Here is an 18043-nt window from a genome sequence, read left to right on the forward strand (position 1 = left end):
GAATCTTTTAATGCAAAAATAAAAGCATTTAGAAGCCAATTTAGAGGTGTAAGAAATATTGATTTCTTCTTGTTCAGATTATCTAATCTTTTTGCTTAATCCCCAACTTTTGAACCTGATCCGGGATTAATGCAAAAAAACTGTAGAGAAGTAAAAAATAGATAATCTGATTAAAAAGAATTTTATTGCAAAATAACCGCAAACTTGTCACACCCTGAGGAATGAAGGGTTTTTACGGGTAGTTCGATAATCTAGGAATAGTTTGTGTTAGCTCCTTTTTGGCTTCTTTTTTTTTAGAAAGGTAGATTTACGACGACTAGTACTCTGTAGATCTAATATTGATTCATGGAGTCTTTCTAGGTATGTTTTTTATGAGTTTTAAAGCGGGAAACCAAAATGATTATGGAATGTTCCGTATAAGAGTTATGTGGACTGGAAAGGCGTTGTTTTATTGTAGATAGGCTTAGAATCTAATATGGCGACTTTATTGATGTGTTTGGTGTTAGAATGTTATGAAGGTTGATTTATATTGTTTCGAATGTTTATTCGTTTGTTTTAATTTTAAGTTATGAATTAGTGATGATAAATCGGTAATGTATAAAAACAAAAAAATCTCCACTAGGGAGATTTTTTTGTTTTATTCTAAAATTGATGTTATTTAGCTAAAAGCTCTAATATTTTTGCTCTAAGTTCATCGCCTCTTAAATCTTGTGCTACTACTTTTCCTGTTGCATCTAGTATAAATGTTGCAGGAATTGATTGAACACCGTATTGAGCTGCGATTGGCTCTTCCCAAAATTTCAAGTTAGAAACTTGTGTCCAGGTTAAGTTATCTTTTGCAATAGCTTCTTTCCAAGCTTTAGCTTCTTTGTCTAAAGAAACACCAACTATGTTAAGACCTTTTGAATGTAACTCTTTATAAATAGCTACAACATTTGGATTCTCTTTTCTGCAAGGTCCACACCATGAAGCCCAGAAATCAACGATAGTTACTTTGCCTAAACTTTCTTTAAGCGATACCATTTTTCCTTCTGGATTAGGAGCAGAAAAATCTGACCTTCAGTTTGCGCTACCAACTGGAGGAGCAGTAGCACCAACAGCAGGCATTTTCATTTGACCGATTTTTTCTTTTACTTCTTTACCAGGTTTAGTGTTTTTTACTGATTCATCTAAACTAGTATAAAGAGCTTCTGCTTTTTTTACATCAGTAGATGGATCATTCAACATTCCTTTGATAATTAAAGCGCTGATGAAAGATTTTGGGTGAGATTCAGCATATGTAGTATATTTTGCTTTAGTCTCAGTTTGAACATCACCTTGGATTTTCATGAATTCTTTCATTAAACCATTGATTACTGCTGTATCTTTAGCTTGTTGAGCAGTATTCATAGTTTGTGTGTTTTTTTTCTGGAAATCAACTAATTTCTTTTGAACTTTCATAAGTTCATCATTAAATTTCACATACTCATCATTGTTGTATGTTCCAGAAATTTTAGATTTATGGATACTATCTTTATCCACAACAACTTTAATTTCTCCTGTTTCTAGGATAAAAGGAATTGGTCCTTGAGCTCCTTGTAATTGTAATGTATGAAATGCAGGTTCAGTAACTTTACCTTTAATTTCAAATTTTCCATTTTCAACTTTTGCAGTGTCTAGAGCAATAAGAGCTCCTGTAGTTTGATCTTGAGTTTGTAGGATTATAGTTTTCCCGTTTTCAATTCCTGTTGCAGTTCCAGTAATAAGGTATTCACCGTCTTTAACTTTGTTGCATGAAATTATTGCTATAGAAGCAGTAAGTAAAAAAAATATTTTTTTCATTATTAATTAGTTAATTGATTTGTGGAACAAAAGTATTTAAAATTATAAAAGATAAATAATTTTGTAACCTAAAATTTTGTTATAGTTTTTTGTAAGATAAAAGCCTTGTAGTCAGTTGGTTTAGGGTGTTTTTTGTAAGGATGTGTGACTCTTTTGATTTAATTTTAAAATAAAAAATAATATTTTAGGTGTTTTTGCAGCAAAAAAAAAGCATCCGCCAATGGTGGATGCTTTTTTACAGAGACTATAATTTTAGTCTTGATTTGTTTTCTTTCTCCAAGTAAAAGAGTTAAGAATATGTCTTTTTGCAAATCTTCCAGGAGAATCTGCATTTACCATTTTTACATAAGTAGCTTTTGGTACGCTGATGTATTCGTAAACGCTACCATTTGAGAAATCAATAATTAATCTACCTTCTACAAATTTGTAATCTGTAATAGATGAAGTAGCGATTGTTTCTGTATATTCTGGCAAGTTTAGTTTAATTGTCTCAGGATTGATACTTACCAAAAAGTGGTAAGCTTCAATAACTAATTTACTTTTTTCTTCTGCTTCTTTCAAACCAGCGTCGTTACCTTGAAATTTGTCAGGATGACATTCTTTCATAGCATTACGGTAAATGGTTTTTAAATCTTTTAATTCTGCAGTTTTGTCTACGTTTAGTAACTTGCGGTATTCAACTATTTTTTTCATAAATAAGATAACTACTTGTCTATTAGATTGAAATTAATATTTGTTTAATTCAAAAAAGACAAATTTTTTGCAAAGGTACACTTTTTTTTAACTTTTTACTTTCGTAGTAAAAAATATTCAAAAAATATGTAAAAGCTTGATTTTTAAATAGAATAAGTTTGCTGATTCTTAATACTATGTACTGAAAAAGCAAAAGATTAAAAAATGATTGTTTTATTTTTGTTCAGGCTTATTATTTGCCTTGTCAAAGTTTTTTGATTTTTTAGGATACTTGTTATAGCTAATATCACTTGGGTTTTCGATTATAGATTTTATTGTAATCCAATCTCCAACTACGTGATTAGCATGTGCTATCTTGTAATCTAAAAGGTATTCACCACAAAAATAGTTGTTGTTTTCATCCTTCTCCATTATCCCAGTATAAACCCCTTTTTGTAACATTTTTTCTTGAGAAGCCTTTGTCATGATATTTTTATTTAAAAATTGAAGCTGCAAAGTTAATCAATATATTGTTTGGTTTAGGGAGTTCGTGACAATCTAAGTATATTTGCACATGCAAAAAAACTTTAGACCAAATCCTAATTCGTTCAAAAATACATTTTGTGTTTTTCAGGAAGTAACTTCGAAAGAAGTTGAAGGTTTGAAAATTCAATTTGAAAGTAAAGCAGGAAGTAGGTATTATTATTCCGATTTAGGAATGTATCGTTTCTCTAACCATTGGGGAAGATTGGCTAATAGCAAATGGCGTTTGGATGCTATGGAACCTGAAACAGAATCTAAATTTAAACTGGGTTTTGCGGCTTGGAGTTCTTTTTATCCTGATAATGCCATTGATAAAATATATTATATTGAAGCTGATTATTTTAGAAATACGGTTAATTATCAACACAAGAATAATCCAGAATATGATAATAAAGCTATACTTAGAACCAGTTTTGAAACAACAAAAAGGATTAAACAAATTAGAAACTTGCAACAATTAACTTCATGGGCAAAATATTTTGATTATGAAGATATCGATACTTTGCGTAAAGCAATTATAAATGAACTTATTTTTACAGAGAAAACTTTAGAAGAAATTAAAAGAGAAATAGAATAATGGGAAGGAATAACGAAAGGAATATTAAGAAACACAACGATAAGTTGCACAAGGCACAAGACAAAGTAAAACAAGCTGAAATTGCGCGTAAGGAGAAATTAAAACAAATTGTAAAGAAGTTTAATGAGGATAAATCTTCATCTGATAAATAAAATATATGGAAAACGATAAATTCAGTGGTTTAAAAGAAAGTGTTCAGGAAATAATAGATTTAATTGCTGCTAAACAAAATAAATCTGCGAACAATAAATTGGCAGAAGTAAGTGATATTTTGGATGATTTGCTCGATTTTTCGGAAGAGGATGAAGATTTAATCGAGATTAGTAAATATCAGGTTTTATTAAACCAATTACATCAAAAGATAAATACTGCCGAATAATTTTAGATTTTTGTCTTTATGGAAAATTCCAAATGTTATTGCGATACAGGTTTATATTTTGATAATTGTTGTGGTTTATATCTCAAGAATAATCAAAATGCACCAACTGCATTGGCTTTAATGCGTTCTCGTTTTTCGGCTTATGTTATTAAAAATGCCGATTATTTATTGGCTACGACCCATTCTTCCGAAAGGAAATATTATTCGAAAGAGGATATCTTGAATTGGGCTACAGCCAATGAATGGCAGCGATTAGAAATTATAAGTTTTACAGAAACTACAGTTGCATTTAAGGCTTACTTCTTGGATGAAAAGAAACAACCTCAAACACATTATGAGTTTTCTACTTTTAAGCAAGAAAATGGGGTTTGGTATTATCTTGAAGGAAAGTTTGAATAATTAGTAGTTTTTAACTGATTATCAGCTAATTTTTGATTAAATCTTTTAACTAAAAATTAATATCTGTTTGTTTTAGCTACATTCTAAAATGATGTAATTTTAGAATTATGAAAGAGGAACATAAAAAAGGGTTTTATTTTAAAACGTATGAAGCGCCAAATCAGTCTCCGTTTGAAAAACTTTTTGGTATTTTCAAAGAGCTAATTACCCATACTTCGGGTGATTTTGATGAAGCTATAGATTGGCTTCGTGAGTTGGATAAAGAATACAAACTTACAGATGAGAATTATACCATCGACGATTTTATAGAAGATCTAAAAAAGAAAGGTTATATAAAAGACGAAATAAAAGAAGATGGTTCTTCAGGAATTGGAATTACTGCCAAAACTGAGCGTGCGATAAGGCAACAAGCACTTGATCAGATATTCGGAAATTTAAAACGTTCTGGAAACGGAAACCACAAAACTAAATATGCCGGAAATGGAGATGAACATACGGGGGAATTCCGTGAGTTTCATTTTGGCGATGGGTTAGAACGAATTTCGCTCACAGAAAGTTTGCGTAATGCTCAAATCAATAATGGAGTGGAGAGTTTTATGCTTACCGAAAATGATTTGGTTGTGGAGGAAACACAATACAAATCGCAAATGAGTACAGTCTTAATGATAGATATTAGTCATAGTATGATTTTGTATGGCGAAGATCGTATTACTCCAGCCAAAAAAGTTGCCATGGCGCTCGCCGAATTAATTACTACTCGTTATCCTAAAGATACACTTGATATTCTGGTTTTCGGAAACGATGCCTGGACAATTGCTATCAAGGATTTACCGTACTTAAAAGTTGGACCATATCATACCAATACAGTTGCTGGTTTGCAACTGGCGATGGATTTATTACGCCGAAAAAGAAATACAAACAAACAAATATTTATGATTACTGATGGTAAGCCAAGTTGCGTTCGTGAGCGTGATGGATCTTATTATATGAACAGTAATGGTTTAGACGAATATATTGTAGACAAATGTTACAATCAGGCACAACAAGCCAGAAAGCTACATATTCCTATTACCACATTTATGATTGCAAGTGATCCTTATTTGCAACGTTTTGTCAACCATTTTACCGAAGCTAATCAGGGAAAAGCATTCTATACGGGATTAAAAGGTCTTGGCGAAATGATTTTTGAAGATTATGAAGCGAATAGAAAAAAGAGGGTTCGGTAAAGAGTCTCAAAGGTTCAGAGCAATAAAGCGACAAAGATTTACCGTAGAGACGCGCAGCTGCGTTTAATAGTTCAAATATAAAATAAACAACAAATTGATATTTCAATAAAAATGGAAATAAATAATATAAACACTTTAGGTCAATTAAAAGCCTCTGGATATAAAAGTAAAAGCATTAAAGATGAATTACGAAATAATCTTCGTGAAAAGATAAAATCTGGTAAACCTGTTTTTGAGGGTGTTCATGGTTTTGAAAATACTGTTATTCCGGAGTTAGAACGTGCTATTTTATCACGCCATAATATTAATTTATTAGGTCTTCGTGGTCAGGCCAAAACAAGATTGGCTCGTAAAATGGTGGAATTATTAGATGAATACATTCCATTTGTGGCTGGGTCAGAAATTAATGATGATCCATTCAATCCAATTTCTCGCTTCGCAAAAGATATTATTGCCGAAAAAGGAGATGAAACACCCATAGAATGGCTGCATAGAAATAATCGTTTCTTCGAAAAACTTGCTACGCCAGATGTAACCGTTGCCGATTTAATAGGGGATGTGGATCCAATAAAAGCTGCCAATTTAAAGCTTTCTTATGCCGATGACCGTGTGATTCATTTCGGAATGATTCCGCGTGCCAATCGTTGTATTTTTGTAATTAATGAATTACCCGATTTACAAGCAAGAATCCAGGTAGCTTTGTTTAATATCTTGCAGGAAGGAGATATTCAGATAAGAGGATTTAAGTTAAGAATGCCTCTAGATATGCAATTTGTATTTACTGCAAATCCTGAGGATTACACGAATCGAGGAAGTATAGTTACGCCATTAAAAGATAGAATTGGCTCACAAATCCTGACACATTATCCTGAAACTGTTGCTATTGCCAGAACGATTACAGAACAGGAAGCTAAATTAGATGCAAGCCAGAATGAATCGGTTTATATTCCTAGTTTGGCCAAGGATTTATTGGAACAAATAAGTTTTGAAGCTCGCGAAAGTGAATTTGTAGATAATAAAAGCGGCGTAAGTGCCAGAATGAGTATTACAGCATATGAAAACTTATTAAGTACTGCGGAGCGTCGTGCTTTGCGTGCAGGCATTGATAAAACAGTTTTGCGTTTATCTGACTTTATGGGGATTATTCCAGCTATTACAGGAAAAGTCGAATTGGTTTATGAAGGAGAGCAGGAGGGAGCGGCAATTGTTGCACAACGCTTAATAGGTGATGCTATTCGAACGTTTTTCCCTATATATTTCCCAAAGATTGAAAAACTTGAAAAACCAAATGAGAAAACACCATATACCGATACAATCGAATGGTTTTTTACAGAAAGTGGTTTTGAATTGTTAGATGATTGTTCGGATGCCGAATACAAAAAAATTCTTGATGGGATTCCTCCACTTGATATTTTACTTAAAAAATATCAGTCTGAATTGCCAGTTGAAGATCGTTATTTTATGAAAGAGTTCATATTATGGGGTTTGGTAGAATATAAAAAATTAAGCAAAGATCGTTTTTCCGAAGGATATGAATTCAAGGATATGTATGGTAGTTATATCAGTAAACTGTAAAGATTTAAAATTAGGGAGAGATAATTGTCGCTCCCTTTTTTTATGCTATTTTATATTTAAAAGATTTAGCTTTTGATATTTATCTTCAATTATAGTGCTGCATATTTTAATTAGTCTACCTTGTCCCGTTGGTTGCATTTGTATTCCAGCAAATACACAAATGGAGAATAGCTTTGAGGCTTTGATTGCTACTTATATTGAAAATAAAGTAGGAATATCTGAACAGTTTTTGAGTACGGAATTAGCAAATAATTTAAAACAAAATCTTATTGATTTAAATGCTAAAAGTTTACTGCAGGATGCGGGAATAGGAAATTCGGAGAAAGTAACTTATGATGGAGCTATTCGTAGTGATTCGATTTACTGGCTTGATAAAAAGCATAATAATGCATTTGAAAATGAATTTTTTGTTCAGATTGAAGCTTTTATAGCTTATTTAAACATTAGTTGCTATGCTGGTATAACTGGTTATGAGTTTCATTATTCTTTATACGAAACGGGAGATTTTTATTTGAAACACTTAGATCAATTTAAGAATAATCCGAGTAGGAAATACTCAATGATTAGTTATTTAAATGCTGATTGGAAAGAAAGTGATGGAGGTGAACTACTTATTCATCAGTTAAATAACAATCAGAAAATTAGCCCTACTCAAGGTAAAACTGTCTTTTTTAAAAGTGATGAATTAGTTCATGAAGTATTAGTTACCCAAAACACAAGAATGAGTATTACGGGCTGGTTAAAGAGTGATTAATTACTTGTTTACCAGTATGTTTTAAGTTTTTATAAAAATAACTCTACTAATTCTATAGAATATTAGAAATATATTTATAGATTTGTAAAAGAAATGAGAAATGAAAGCCAAAATACAATTCCTTATGACTGTAACACGATAATGTGTTATATGTATGATTTATTGTATGAACAGGCATTCTATGGTTTGGTTAGTTAGTAAAGAAAAAGCCTTTTTTAAATACTTTTAAAAGGCTTTTTACTTAAGGTTTTTAAAAAGAAAATTTTAAACCATTAAGAAATTAAGTTTCATTAAGTATTGCTCTTGTTCTTTTAAGCTAAAAATTAAATCCGTTTGAATCTGTGTCATCTGTGTTCATTTTTTTAAAATTATATGCTAAAAAAAGTAGGAGATTAAATATTTAAAACTTAATGAGCTTAATTTCTTAATGGTAAAATAAAAAATAAATTATGAGCTTATATTCTATAAATACGAACATTATGATGCAATGCTGCCAGATGAAAATCCTTCCCTGTTGCAGAAGTTGCTGTTATTTATAAAATAATATTTTGAGCTCTTTTGTAACATCTACAAAAGGGTTTTTTTATGCAGTTCATTTTCAATTACTATACTTTATTTAATAAAAAATATAATTTAACACCCCCATAAAATTATGAGTTCACAAATCGTAAAACAGAACCCTTTTCAATCGATGATTGATCGTTTTAATATAGCAGCCGACATTCTTCAACTGAATGAATCGGTTAGAGAAAAATTGCAAAGACCAGAGAAACAAATAGTAGTTAATTTTTCGATTACACTTGATAATGGTACCGAACAAAATTTTGAAGGTTATCGCGTAATTCATAATACTGCTTTAGGACCATCTAAAGGAGGTATTCGTTATGATACTGCTGTTAATCTAGACGAGGTTAAAGCACTTGCAGCCTGGATGACGTGGAAATCGGCTGTTACAGGAATCCCATTTGGTGGAGCCAAAGGCGGTATTATCTGTGACCCAAGATTGCATTCTAAATCCGAATTAGAAAAAATAACACGAGAATATACTAATGCTTTATCAGATATTTTTGGTCCTGATAAAGATGTTCCTGCTCCAGATATGGGAACTGGCCCAGACGAGATGGGGTGGCTAATGGATGAGTTTTCATTAGTTCATGGTAAAACCATTCATGCTGTTGTAACTGGTAAACATTTGCATTCGGGAGGTTCCTTAGGTCGAGTAGAAGCTACAGGTCGAGGGGTAAGTATTATTAGTATTCTGGCACTTCAAAAATTAAAATTAAGACCTGCAAGATCTACAGCAGCCATTCAGGGATTTGGAAATGTAGGACTTCATTCGGCTTTGTTTTTATTCGAAAAAGGACTGAAAATTGTTGCTGTTAGTGATGTTTCTGAAGCTTTTTATAATCCAGAAGGAATTAATATCCCTGAGCTTATTTTGTATTATAATCTAAATAACAAAAGCGTTAACGGATATCCAAATGCAGTTGCTATAAAACATGAAGATTTATTATTATTGGATGTAGATGTACTTATTCCTGCTGCCAAAGAAGATGTAATTACTGCCGTAAATGCTGGGGATGTTCGTGCAAAAATAATTGTTGAAGGAGCAAACGGACCAGTTTCTTCAGATGCAGATAAAATCTTGCATGAAAATAATGTTTTGGTTGTGCCAGACATTTTAGCAAATGCCGGAGGAGTTACGGTATCCTATTTTGAGTGGCTTCAGAATTGTCTTTTAGAGTCCTGGAAAATCAGTCAGATTAATAAACGCTTGGAAGATATACTGGAGAAAAGTTTCGAAACAGTTTTTGCTACTTCAAGAAAATATAAAGTAACACCACGTATTGCAGCTTATATAATTGCTTTGCGTAAAGTCGCAGATATTCAGGCTGTAAAAGAGATTAAATTGATTGAGAAAAAATTCAAACAGAATTAAATTTATTAGATACTAATTTGACTTTCAAATAGATTAAGATTATTTCCATTGGTTACATATAATCAATGGAAATGTCTTTTTCTTAAAACTTTCAATTATTTACAAGAACTCTTTCCCTAAATACGAACATACTTTTTAAAAAATGGAACACATTAATTTTTTGGCGTTTGCTATGCCTGCTTTTTTTCTTTTTGTGTATATCGAGTTTCGACTTGCACAGCGAAGTAATAGGCCCGAATTTTTTAACTATGAAAGCTCTGTTTCGAATATAAGTATTGGTATTGCCGAGCGGCTAATCAACCTCTTTATTGCTGCTAGTTTTTATCAATTGTATTATTGGATTTATAATAATTATAGGCTTTTTGAGATACCGAGTAATTTTTTAGTATGGATAGGATTGATTCTCGCTACAGATTTTGTTTGGTATTGGTATCATAGATTAGGGCATGAAGTAAATTTTTTCTGGGCGGCTCATATCGTACACCATCATAGCAGTGAATTCAATTTTACAGCAGCAGCAAGAATAACTACTTTTCAGGCAATTATCCGTACAGGATTTTGGTGTGTTTTACCATTTATAGGTTTTCATCCCAAGATGGTTATTACGATGCTTATTGTGCATGGAGCTTATTCTTTTTTTACACATACTCAGGTTATAGGAAGAATAAAATGGTTAGAATATGTTTTTGTTACCCCATCTGTTCATGGAATACACCATGCTTCAGATGAGAAATACTTAGATAAAAACTATGGAGATATGTTTACGTTTTGGGATCGCATTTTTGGGACTTTCCAAGAAGAGGAAGAAAAACCAAAATACGGACTGACTCATCCTTTAAAAAGCTATAGTTTTCTTTGGCAGCATTTTCATTATTATTTTGAGATTTATGAATTATGGAAACGGTCTAAAGGATTTAAAGACCGTTGGAATGCTATATTTGGAAGTCCTGCTGATATGGATCAAGATATTCGTCCAATTTTAGAGAAACGATTTTTGCAAGACAAAGACAATCCTAGTCATCGGCTTAAGTTCAAGAATTATCTTTATTTACAATTGGGAGTAAGTACCTTTTTGCTAACAATTTTTACCTATTATTTTGATTCTTTGGATGCATCCGATAAAATATTTGTTTTATCTTTTATTATTATTACGCTTATTAATTGTAGTGCTTTATTAGAACAACGCAAATGGATTTATTATCTAGAATATTTTCGCATTTTTATTTGTACAACTTATTCTTTATATATCGTAAACGAAGTTGAATTTTTTATTATCCCAGTTATTATAATGTTTTTAGCGGAACAGGTTTTTTCTTTGGGAGAGAAATACCAAAATGTCATACTTCAGTTAGAAACATCAGAATGAATTATAAAGAAATGAGATTTTAAAAGCACTTCTTTTTGAAAGATTTTTTTTTTTTTTTGCCACAGACTTTTGCTGATTAGAGAGATTTACTTGATACCAATCTGGTTATATCTTTCTATGATTTAAATAAACTGTGGCTTTTTTTATTTTGTTTTGAGAATTAATATTTTTCTTCAAAAACTTCATTATAAATTATTATTTATTTTTCCCTTTTAATGCTTCGAACTTTAATACTTTAGATTCTTTACTTTTTTGATGTTTTTTAAATAATGTCCGAATCTATGGATTAAAAAACTTTTAGTGGTTATTGTTACTATTGTTTGTGAGTAGATTTGTATTTTAAATTGTAGGGTAAACAATTTTTTTGAATTCAATTTTATTTTGGGCTTTTGTTATTAGTTAGAAAATGAGGAAATTTTGGTTTCCTCATTTCTATTTTTAGGAGGATATTGTATTCTATTTTTTTTATCTAAAAGATTCATTTAATCTTTTTTACCATTTTAATGCCTTTTGGTTTTTATTTCTTTCGGCTACTCTTTTACTTATTTAAACTTCTGCTAAAAAAACATATTAATAGGTGTTTTTATAATCGCTCTATAGGTTATTATTTAAAACTTTTCTTATAAACGAGTATTGTCCTATTCTATAAGTTTAAAAACTTTTATTGGTAAAAACAGATAAGCTTATGGGAGACCTTTGTAGCTTCAAACTAACTGTGTTTGAAGAAATAAATGAAGAGAGATAGATTTAATTAAATCTTACTGTGATGTGATTTAAGATTTTTTTATTTCTACAATAAATTAAAAACACATAATAATTCAATTAAATAATAAATCATATGAAGAATAGATTACTCCCTTTGCTTTTTGTTTTAGGTTGTTATTCCGCTTACTCACAAGTAGGTATAGGGACACTAACACCAAGTACTTCATCGCAACTAGAAGTTTTTGCTAGCGATAGAGGTATCCTAATTCCAAGAGTTACATTAACAAGCTCAACGGATGCTACTACAATTAAAAATGGTAACGTAGAAAGTTTATTAGTTTTTAATACTGCAACTGTTTCTGATATTAAGCCAGGTTACTATTACTGGTATGAAGGTAAGTGGAATAGAATTACTATTTCAAGTGAAGCCACTGGAGGTAGTGGTGGTGTTGTTGGAGGTAATGGTGTTCCAGGTAATAGAGGAGAAGCTGGGTATCCTGGTGCAGATGTAAGTATTTATACAGATCAAGTGTCAGGTATTGTTTATGTGCAAAATGTAGATGGAACTTGGACAACTCTTAATGGTAAAAATGGACTTGACGGTAAAAATGGTTTATCTGGTGGTAATGGAGTACCAGGAGCAGAAGGAACTGCCGGAATAGATGGAACAATCCAAATGTATATCGATCAGTCTACTGGTATTGTATATGTAAGAGACCCTAAGGATGTTACCAAATGGGTTCCTGTTACAGGACAAAATGGTATTGATGGAATCAAAGGTGTAGATGGAGAACCTGGAAAAGCAGGTACAATCACTACATTGGATGCGATTGTAAAAGATGCTAGTGGTAATATTTATGCTTATGTTGGTGATAATAATACGGTTGCAGGAAGAGATGCGGAATGGGCGTCAAAATCTCCTAACTGGGTTAAAATAAATGGTTTAAATGGAGAAAATGGAATTCCAGGTACAAATGGAGAGCCTGGAACTGCGGGTTCAATTACTACACTTGATGCTATTGTAAAATCGCCAAATGGAGATATTTATGCTTATGTAGGAGTAGATAAAACAATTGACGGTAGAGATAAAGAGTGGGCATCAAAATCTCCAAACTGGGTTAAAATTAATGGTTTGAATGGTAAGGAAGGAATTGCTGGTGCAACGGGAGAACCAGGTACTCCAGGTTCAATCACTACACTTGATGCGATTGTAAAATCACCAAATGGCGATATTTATGCTTACACAGGGATAGATCAAACTGTTGCAGGAAGAGATGCGGAATGGACAGCAAAATCTCCGAATTGGGTTAAGATTAATGGTCTTAATGGAAAAGATGGAAAAGATGGCGTAATTGGAGGAAAAGGTATTCCTGGTTCAAAAGGAGAAATTGGTTATCCAGGAGATAACGTTGCTATCTATATAGATAATGAAACTGGAACTGTGTATGTACGTGATCCAAATAATAATGACCAATGGATTCCTTTATCAGGTAAAAATGGCATAGACGGAATTAAAGGTATAGATGGAGAACCAGGTAAAGCAGGTACAATTACAACACTAGATGCAATTGTAAAAGATGCTAGCGGTAATATTTATGCTTATGTAGGTGATAGTAATACAGTTGCAGGAAGAGATGCAGAATGGGCATCAAAATCTCCGAACTGGGTTAAAATTAACGGATTAAATGGAGAAGATGGAATTCCGGGTACAACTGGAGAGCCAGGTACTGCTGGTTCAATTACTACACTTGATGCGATTGTAAAATCACCAAATGGCGATATTTATGCGTATACAGGAACAGATAAAACTGTTGCGGGTCGTGATAAAGAATGGGCAGAAAAATCAGAAAACTGGATTAAAATCAATGGCTTAAATGGTAAAGAAGGAATTGCAGGAGCAACAGGGGAGCCAGGTAAAGCAGGTTCAATCACTACACTTGATGCAATTGTAAAATCTCCAAATGGTGATATTTATGCCTATATAGGAACAAGTCAAACTGTTGCAGAAAGAGATGCCGAATGGGCAGCAAAATCTCCAAACTGGGCAAAAATTAATGGACTAAATGGTGAGAGCGGAATTCCAGGTGCAGATGGTGAACCAGGTACTCCAGGGTCAATCACTACGCTTGATGCGATTGTAAAATCACCAAATGGCGATATTTATGCTTATGTCGGGACTGATAAAACAGTTGCAGGTCGTGATAAAGAATGGGTGGATAAATCTCCAAACTGGGTTAGAATTAGTGGTAAAGATGGAGTTGATGGAGCTCCTGGTTTAGCTGGAGGTCCTGGGGCGCCTGGCGATACAGGTGTTATAATTCCAGAAGGTACTACAACTTGGATTAATACAACAGATGGAGTTATCTATGTAAAAGATGCTGCGGGAGAATGGATTGCTGTAAGCGGAAAAGTAGCGCCTAATAACATTTTGGGAATACAAGTAATTAGTGATGATTATGTAGTAACAGTAGATGATTATACAGTTATAGCAGAAAACTTAACTAAAGATATTACAATTTCACTTCCAGATCCAGCTTTAAGCAAAGGTAGAATATTGGTGATCAACCAGTTTGATATGGTAAAAGCTGATGATACTCCTATAGTGGTTAATTTTAATTATGAAATACGTTATTCAAGTAAAGCTAGATATACTTATATGGCAGGAAGTTTATTTGGAGGAGCAACTGCGGGAAGTATGAAAGTTACGTTACAATCAAATGGAGTAAACTGGTACGTAATTACGTATACTATGTAATTTAAATTATTATTTACTTATAGTTCGTAAGCCTGGTCATTCAATTGACCAAGGCTTATTGGCTATGGCTAGAAAAATAACGTTAAAAATTAAGAACAATGAAAAAAAATATTTTAGTATTATTAATAACAATCTTGTCTTTTGCGCAGGTTTTTGCGCAAAATGCAGATCCCATAGGAATAGGAACCCAAAAAGCAGATGCTTCCGCAGTTTTGGAATTAAAGTCTTCCAATCAAGGATTTTTACTACCTCGTTTAACTACAGAGCAAAGAGATGGGATATCAAAACCAGCGATTGGATTAACAATTTTTAATCTAGAGACTAATTGTATAGAGAGCTATACTGGTGAAGACTGGGTAGGTAATTGTGGTACGCCAAAAGCAATGATTAAGATTCTTAACTGTGATAGCGATGTTGTTATTGCAGGAGATTTTAAAGAAGGACAGAGTGTTTCTAATACAACACTTACTTTGAAATTAAATGTAGAAAAAAAGGGATCATATATTATCTCTGTAGCTGCAAAACCTGATAATGGGTATTATTACAATGCTTCGGGTACGTTCTCGAGTACTGGACCAGTAGAGCTTATTATTGGAGGAATGGGATCTCCTAAAGCGGAAAGAACTGCATCAAATCCAGATAAGATTTATATTACCATGAATGATGTAGAGTCTACTTGTACAAAAGATATATTGGTAGCACCTTCGGCTATTGCTCCTATGTTTGCTCTTAATGGAGTAAGTGCTAATGGTATTGGAATTGTGAATTCACCATTGAATTCTTCAACAAATTCAATTACTATTTCACTTAGTGGAAATACTAGTGCATTTGGTTCTACTTATAGTATTCCAGCTGTTACAGTTAATGGAATGACATTTGGACCGTCTTCAGGGACCTTTACTCAAAACCCAATGACAATTACATTAACAGGTAGAGGCACGCCGCTTGCTGGAGGAACATTTCCAGTTACTATAACTTCAAATGGTACCTTAACCCCAAATTCTGTTACCATGAATTATACTGTAGCTTCTCCTAATTTAAGATTAGTCGATTTTAATGGAGGTGGTTATGGTGCTAATTCAGGAGAGGCACTGGCTCTTATAAAAGCCGCTGCAAATTTTGGTACTTCTACTACTAGTATAGTAAAAGCACAAGGATTTACTGTTTCTAATAGTGGTAACATGGCAAGTACCGTTGCGAGTAAACCAGATATTATCGTAGTGCATTATCCGTATAATATGAATACAGCTGAAGCAACTTTGCTTAAGGGGTATCTTGATGCAGGAGGAGTAGTACTTTATTTTACTGAATCTGGTAATACTCAAGTTGCTTTGAATGTTGCAACAATGATGGGGTATCCAAGTAATATTCTTACCAATTCAAATGTTACACAAGCGAGGGTAGAACAGTTTAACGCTGTTAATGATCAAATCATCAAAGGCCCTTTTGGAGATTTAACTGGCTTAGGCTGGGAAGATGATGGTGGTGGTGGTAATGCTATGAAAGGTTTCCCAGCTGGAGCAATTGTTGATTATAATACCAATGCGGGAGGTTCAAGAGTGTTTAGGGCTACAGGAACTAGTTTGTTCTTTGTAGGTGATGGAGGTTGGTTAAACCGAAATTTACTGGATGGAACTACACCAAAACTTAGTGGAAACGGAGGAGCAAACTCTGCATTATGGGGTAACATTATGGCATGGGCAGTAAGCAGAGCTACTACAAATGGAATAAATTATAAACCATAACTTTAAATTGGGTTTTATTATAGATGTAAGGGCAGTTCAGAAATGAACTGCCCTTACTTGTTTATGGATGTAAATCTTCTGGTGTTTTTTTAGAGTTTTAAATGAACTGCGTCGAGATGTTACAGTGTTAAAAAAAGCATTGATAAAAGAAAAATTTGTTGACTTTTTCTTAGAGGAATCATTTTGTAGTTCATTTTTATTGTTTTAATAATTAAAAAGCTGTTTTGTGTTATGAATAATGGGTTAGAGTAATAGGTAGATATTGATATTTTAAATGGTGTAAGTGTCTTATTTCTATGTTTTAAAGATTTTGTAAGTATGCCTTAAATTGTAAGTATAAAAACTTTTAAGGGTATAAATAAGTTTTGTTTACAGGGAACTTTGTGCTTTGAAACTAAGTGTTTAATTATGAAGAACATTGATGTTGATAACGTGTGGAAATTAATTCTATAAAGCAATTAAAATAGTAGAAAAGCTATGACGCCAGAATGTGATTTGTCTTTTCGAGCAAGTAGATTGTATGCTTTCAATCCTTTACAAATTGACTTAATATCAAGTTATGATGAGGTTTTTTTAGCAGTAGAATCAATTTCTAGAATAAAAATAATTTTAATAACCCATTAAAGATTAAATAATATGAAGAATAGATTACTCCCTTTACTTTTTGTCTTAGGTAGTTATTCTGCTTACTCACAGGTAGGTATAGGAAAACTGAACCCAGATACTTCAGCTCAGCTGGAAGTATATGCTACAGACAAAGGTATGTTAATCCCAAGAGTTAAATTAACGAGCTCAACGGATAAAACTACAATTACAAATGGTAATAAAGAAAGTTTACTGGTTTATAATTTAGAAGCTGCTTCAGATGTTAAAACAGGTTACTACTATTGGTCTGTGTCTGATAATAGTTGGCAAAGACTTGCTATTTCAAGTGAAGTTACTGGCGGAATTGCTGGTTTGGCTGGAGGCTCTGGAGCACCTGGAATGACTGGAGTTACAGTTCCTGGTGATGCAACAACTTGGATTGATACCACGACAGGTCATATTTATGTTAAAGATGCTAGTGGAAACTGGGTTAAGATTAATGGTCTTGATGGAAAAGACGGGAAAGATGGTGTAATTGGAGGCAAAGGAATTCCTGGAGCCAAAGGTGAAACTAATTACCCAGGAGATAATGTAGTTATATATATAGATAGTGAAACAGGAACTATTTATGTGCGTGATCCAGAGAATAAAGACAAATGGATTCCTTTATCAGGTAAAAATGGTATAGATGGAATTAAAGGTATAGATGGAGCGCCAGGTACAGCAGGTACAATTACTACGCTAGATGCGATTGTAAAAGATGCTAATGGTAATATCTATGCTTATGTTGGTGAAAGTGATACAGTTGCAGGAAGAGATGCAGAATGGGCATCAAAATCTCCAAATTGGGTTAAGATTAATGGACTTGATGGAAAAGACGGAAAAGATGGTGTAATTGGAGGCAAAGGAATTCCTGGAGCTAAAGGAGAAATTGGATATCCTGGAGATAATGTGGCTATTTATATAGATAATGAAACAGGAACTGTTTACGTACGTGATCCA

14 protein-coding genes and 2 pseudogenes are annotated in these 18043 nt (G+C 32.8%); 12 read left to right on the forward strand and 4 right to left on the reverse strand.

Annotation, left to right across the window (positions count from 1 at the left end):
- Positions 1–654: 654 nt before the first annotated feature.
- The 4 genes and pseudogenes from SHI72_RS17625 to SHI72_RS17640 all read right to left on the reverse strand — a co-directional run.
- Positions 655–1041 (reverse strand): annotated as a pseudogene (locus SHI72_RS17625) (peroxiredoxin family protein); the annotation flags it as partial.
- 18 nt (positions 1042–1059) lie between these two features.
- Entirely contained in the window at positions 1060–1821 is a 762-nt protein-coding gene (locus SHI72_RS17630) for a DUF4369 domain-containing protein (RefSeq protein ID WP_035628626.1), read from the reverse strand.
- A 252-nt stretch (positions 1822–2073) separates the two neighbouring features.
- A complete protein-coding gene (locus tag SHI72_RS17635; protein ID WP_039115207.1) occupies positions 2074–2514 on the reverse strand; it encodes a KTSC domain-containing protein in 441 nt (146 codons plus the stop codon).
- 213 nt (positions 2515–2727) lie between these two features.
- The gene (locus SHI72_RS17640) at positions 2728–2979 is read right to left on the reverse strand and encodes a hypothetical protein (protein ID WP_039115206.1); all 252 of its coding nucleotides are present in this window, start codon (positions 2977–2979) and stop codon (positions 2728–2730) included.
- Positions 2980–3067: 88 nt separating this feature from the next.
- Here SHI72_RS17640 and SHI72_RS17645 point away from each other — a divergent pair, with 88 nt between their 5' ends.
- The 12 genes and pseudogenes from SHI72_RS17645 to SHI72_RS17700 form a co-directional block, all read left to right on the forward strand.
- Complete coding sequence (locus SHI72_RS17645) at positions 3068–3613, forward strand: hypothetical protein (protein WP_323490859.1); 546 nt, start codon at positions 3068–3070, stop codon at positions 3611–3613.
- Positions 3613–3765, forward strand: a complete 153-nt coding sequence (locus tag SHI72_RS17650; RefSeq protein WP_165572120.1) for a hypothetical protein — start codon at positions 3613–3615, stop codon at positions 3763–3765. The genes SHI72_RS17645 and SHI72_RS17650 overlap by 1 nt, the downstream gene beginning before the upstream one ends.
- Positions 3766–3770: 5 nt before the next feature.
- On the forward strand, positions 3771–3992 hold the full coding sequence (locus SHI72_RS17655; RefSeq protein ID WP_035628634.1) for a hypothetical protein: 222 nt from the start codon (positions 3771–3773) through the stop codon (positions 3990–3992).
- An 18-nt stretch (positions 3993–4010) separates the two neighbouring features.
- Positions 4011–4391 (forward strand): YchJ family protein, encoded by a 381-nt coding sequence (locus tag SHI72_RS17660; protein WP_039120511.1) that lies wholly within the window; start codon positions 4011–4013, stop codon positions 4389–4391.
- 107 nt (positions 4392–4498) lie between these two features.
- Positions 4499–5617: a vWA domain-containing protein gene (locus tag SHI72_RS17665; RefSeq protein WP_039115200.1), complete on the forward strand. Its 1119-nt coding sequence runs from the start codon at positions 4499–4501 to the stop codon at positions 5615–5617.
- A 111-nt stretch (positions 5618–5728) separates the two neighbouring features.
- Positions 5729–7192: an AAA family ATPase gene (locus SHI72_RS17670; protein WP_323490860.1), complete on the forward strand. Its 1464-nt coding sequence runs from the start codon at positions 5729–5731 to the stop codon at positions 7190–7192.
- 160 nt (positions 7193–7352) lie between these two features.
- Positions 7353–7946 carry a 2OG-Fe(II) oxygenase gene (locus SHI72_RS17675; RefSeq protein ID WP_323490861.1) on the forward strand — a complete coding sequence of 198 codons (594 nt, stop codon included), beginning with the start codon at positions 7353–7355 and terminating at the stop codon, positions 7944–7946.
- A 652-nt stretch (positions 7947–8598) separates the two neighbouring features.
- Entirely contained in the window at positions 8599–9885 is a 1287-nt protein-coding gene (locus SHI72_RS17680) for a Glu/Leu/Phe/Val family dehydrogenase (RefSeq protein ID WP_242667540.1), read from the forward strand.
- A gap of 142 nt (positions 9886–10027) precedes the next feature.
- Positions 10028–11251, forward strand: coding sequence for a sterol desaturase family protein (locus SHI72_RS17685; protein WP_323490862.1), 1224 nt, complete (start codon positions 10028–10030; stop codon positions 11249–11251).
- An 838-nt stretch (positions 11252–12089) separates the two neighbouring features.
- Positions 12090–14711, forward strand: a complete 2622-nt coding sequence (locus SHI72_RS17690; protein ID WP_323490863.1) for a hypothetical protein — start codon at positions 12090–12092, stop codon at positions 14709–14711.
- A 98-nt stretch (positions 14712–14809) separates the two neighbouring features.
- Positions 14810–16456: a hypothetical protein gene (locus SHI72_RS17695; protein WP_323490864.1), complete on the forward strand. Its 1647-nt coding sequence runs from the start codon at positions 14810–14812 to the stop codon at positions 16454–16456.
- 636 nt (positions 16457–17092) lie between these two features.
- A pseudogene (locus tag SHI72_RS17700) lies at positions 17093–18043 on the forward strand (hypothetical protein); the annotation flags it as partial.

Origin of the sequence: Flavobacterium sp. PL02, assembly GCF_035013205.1 — a bacterium.
GTDB lineage: Bacteria > Bacteroidota > Bacteroidia > Flavobacteriales > Flavobacteriaceae > Flavobacterium.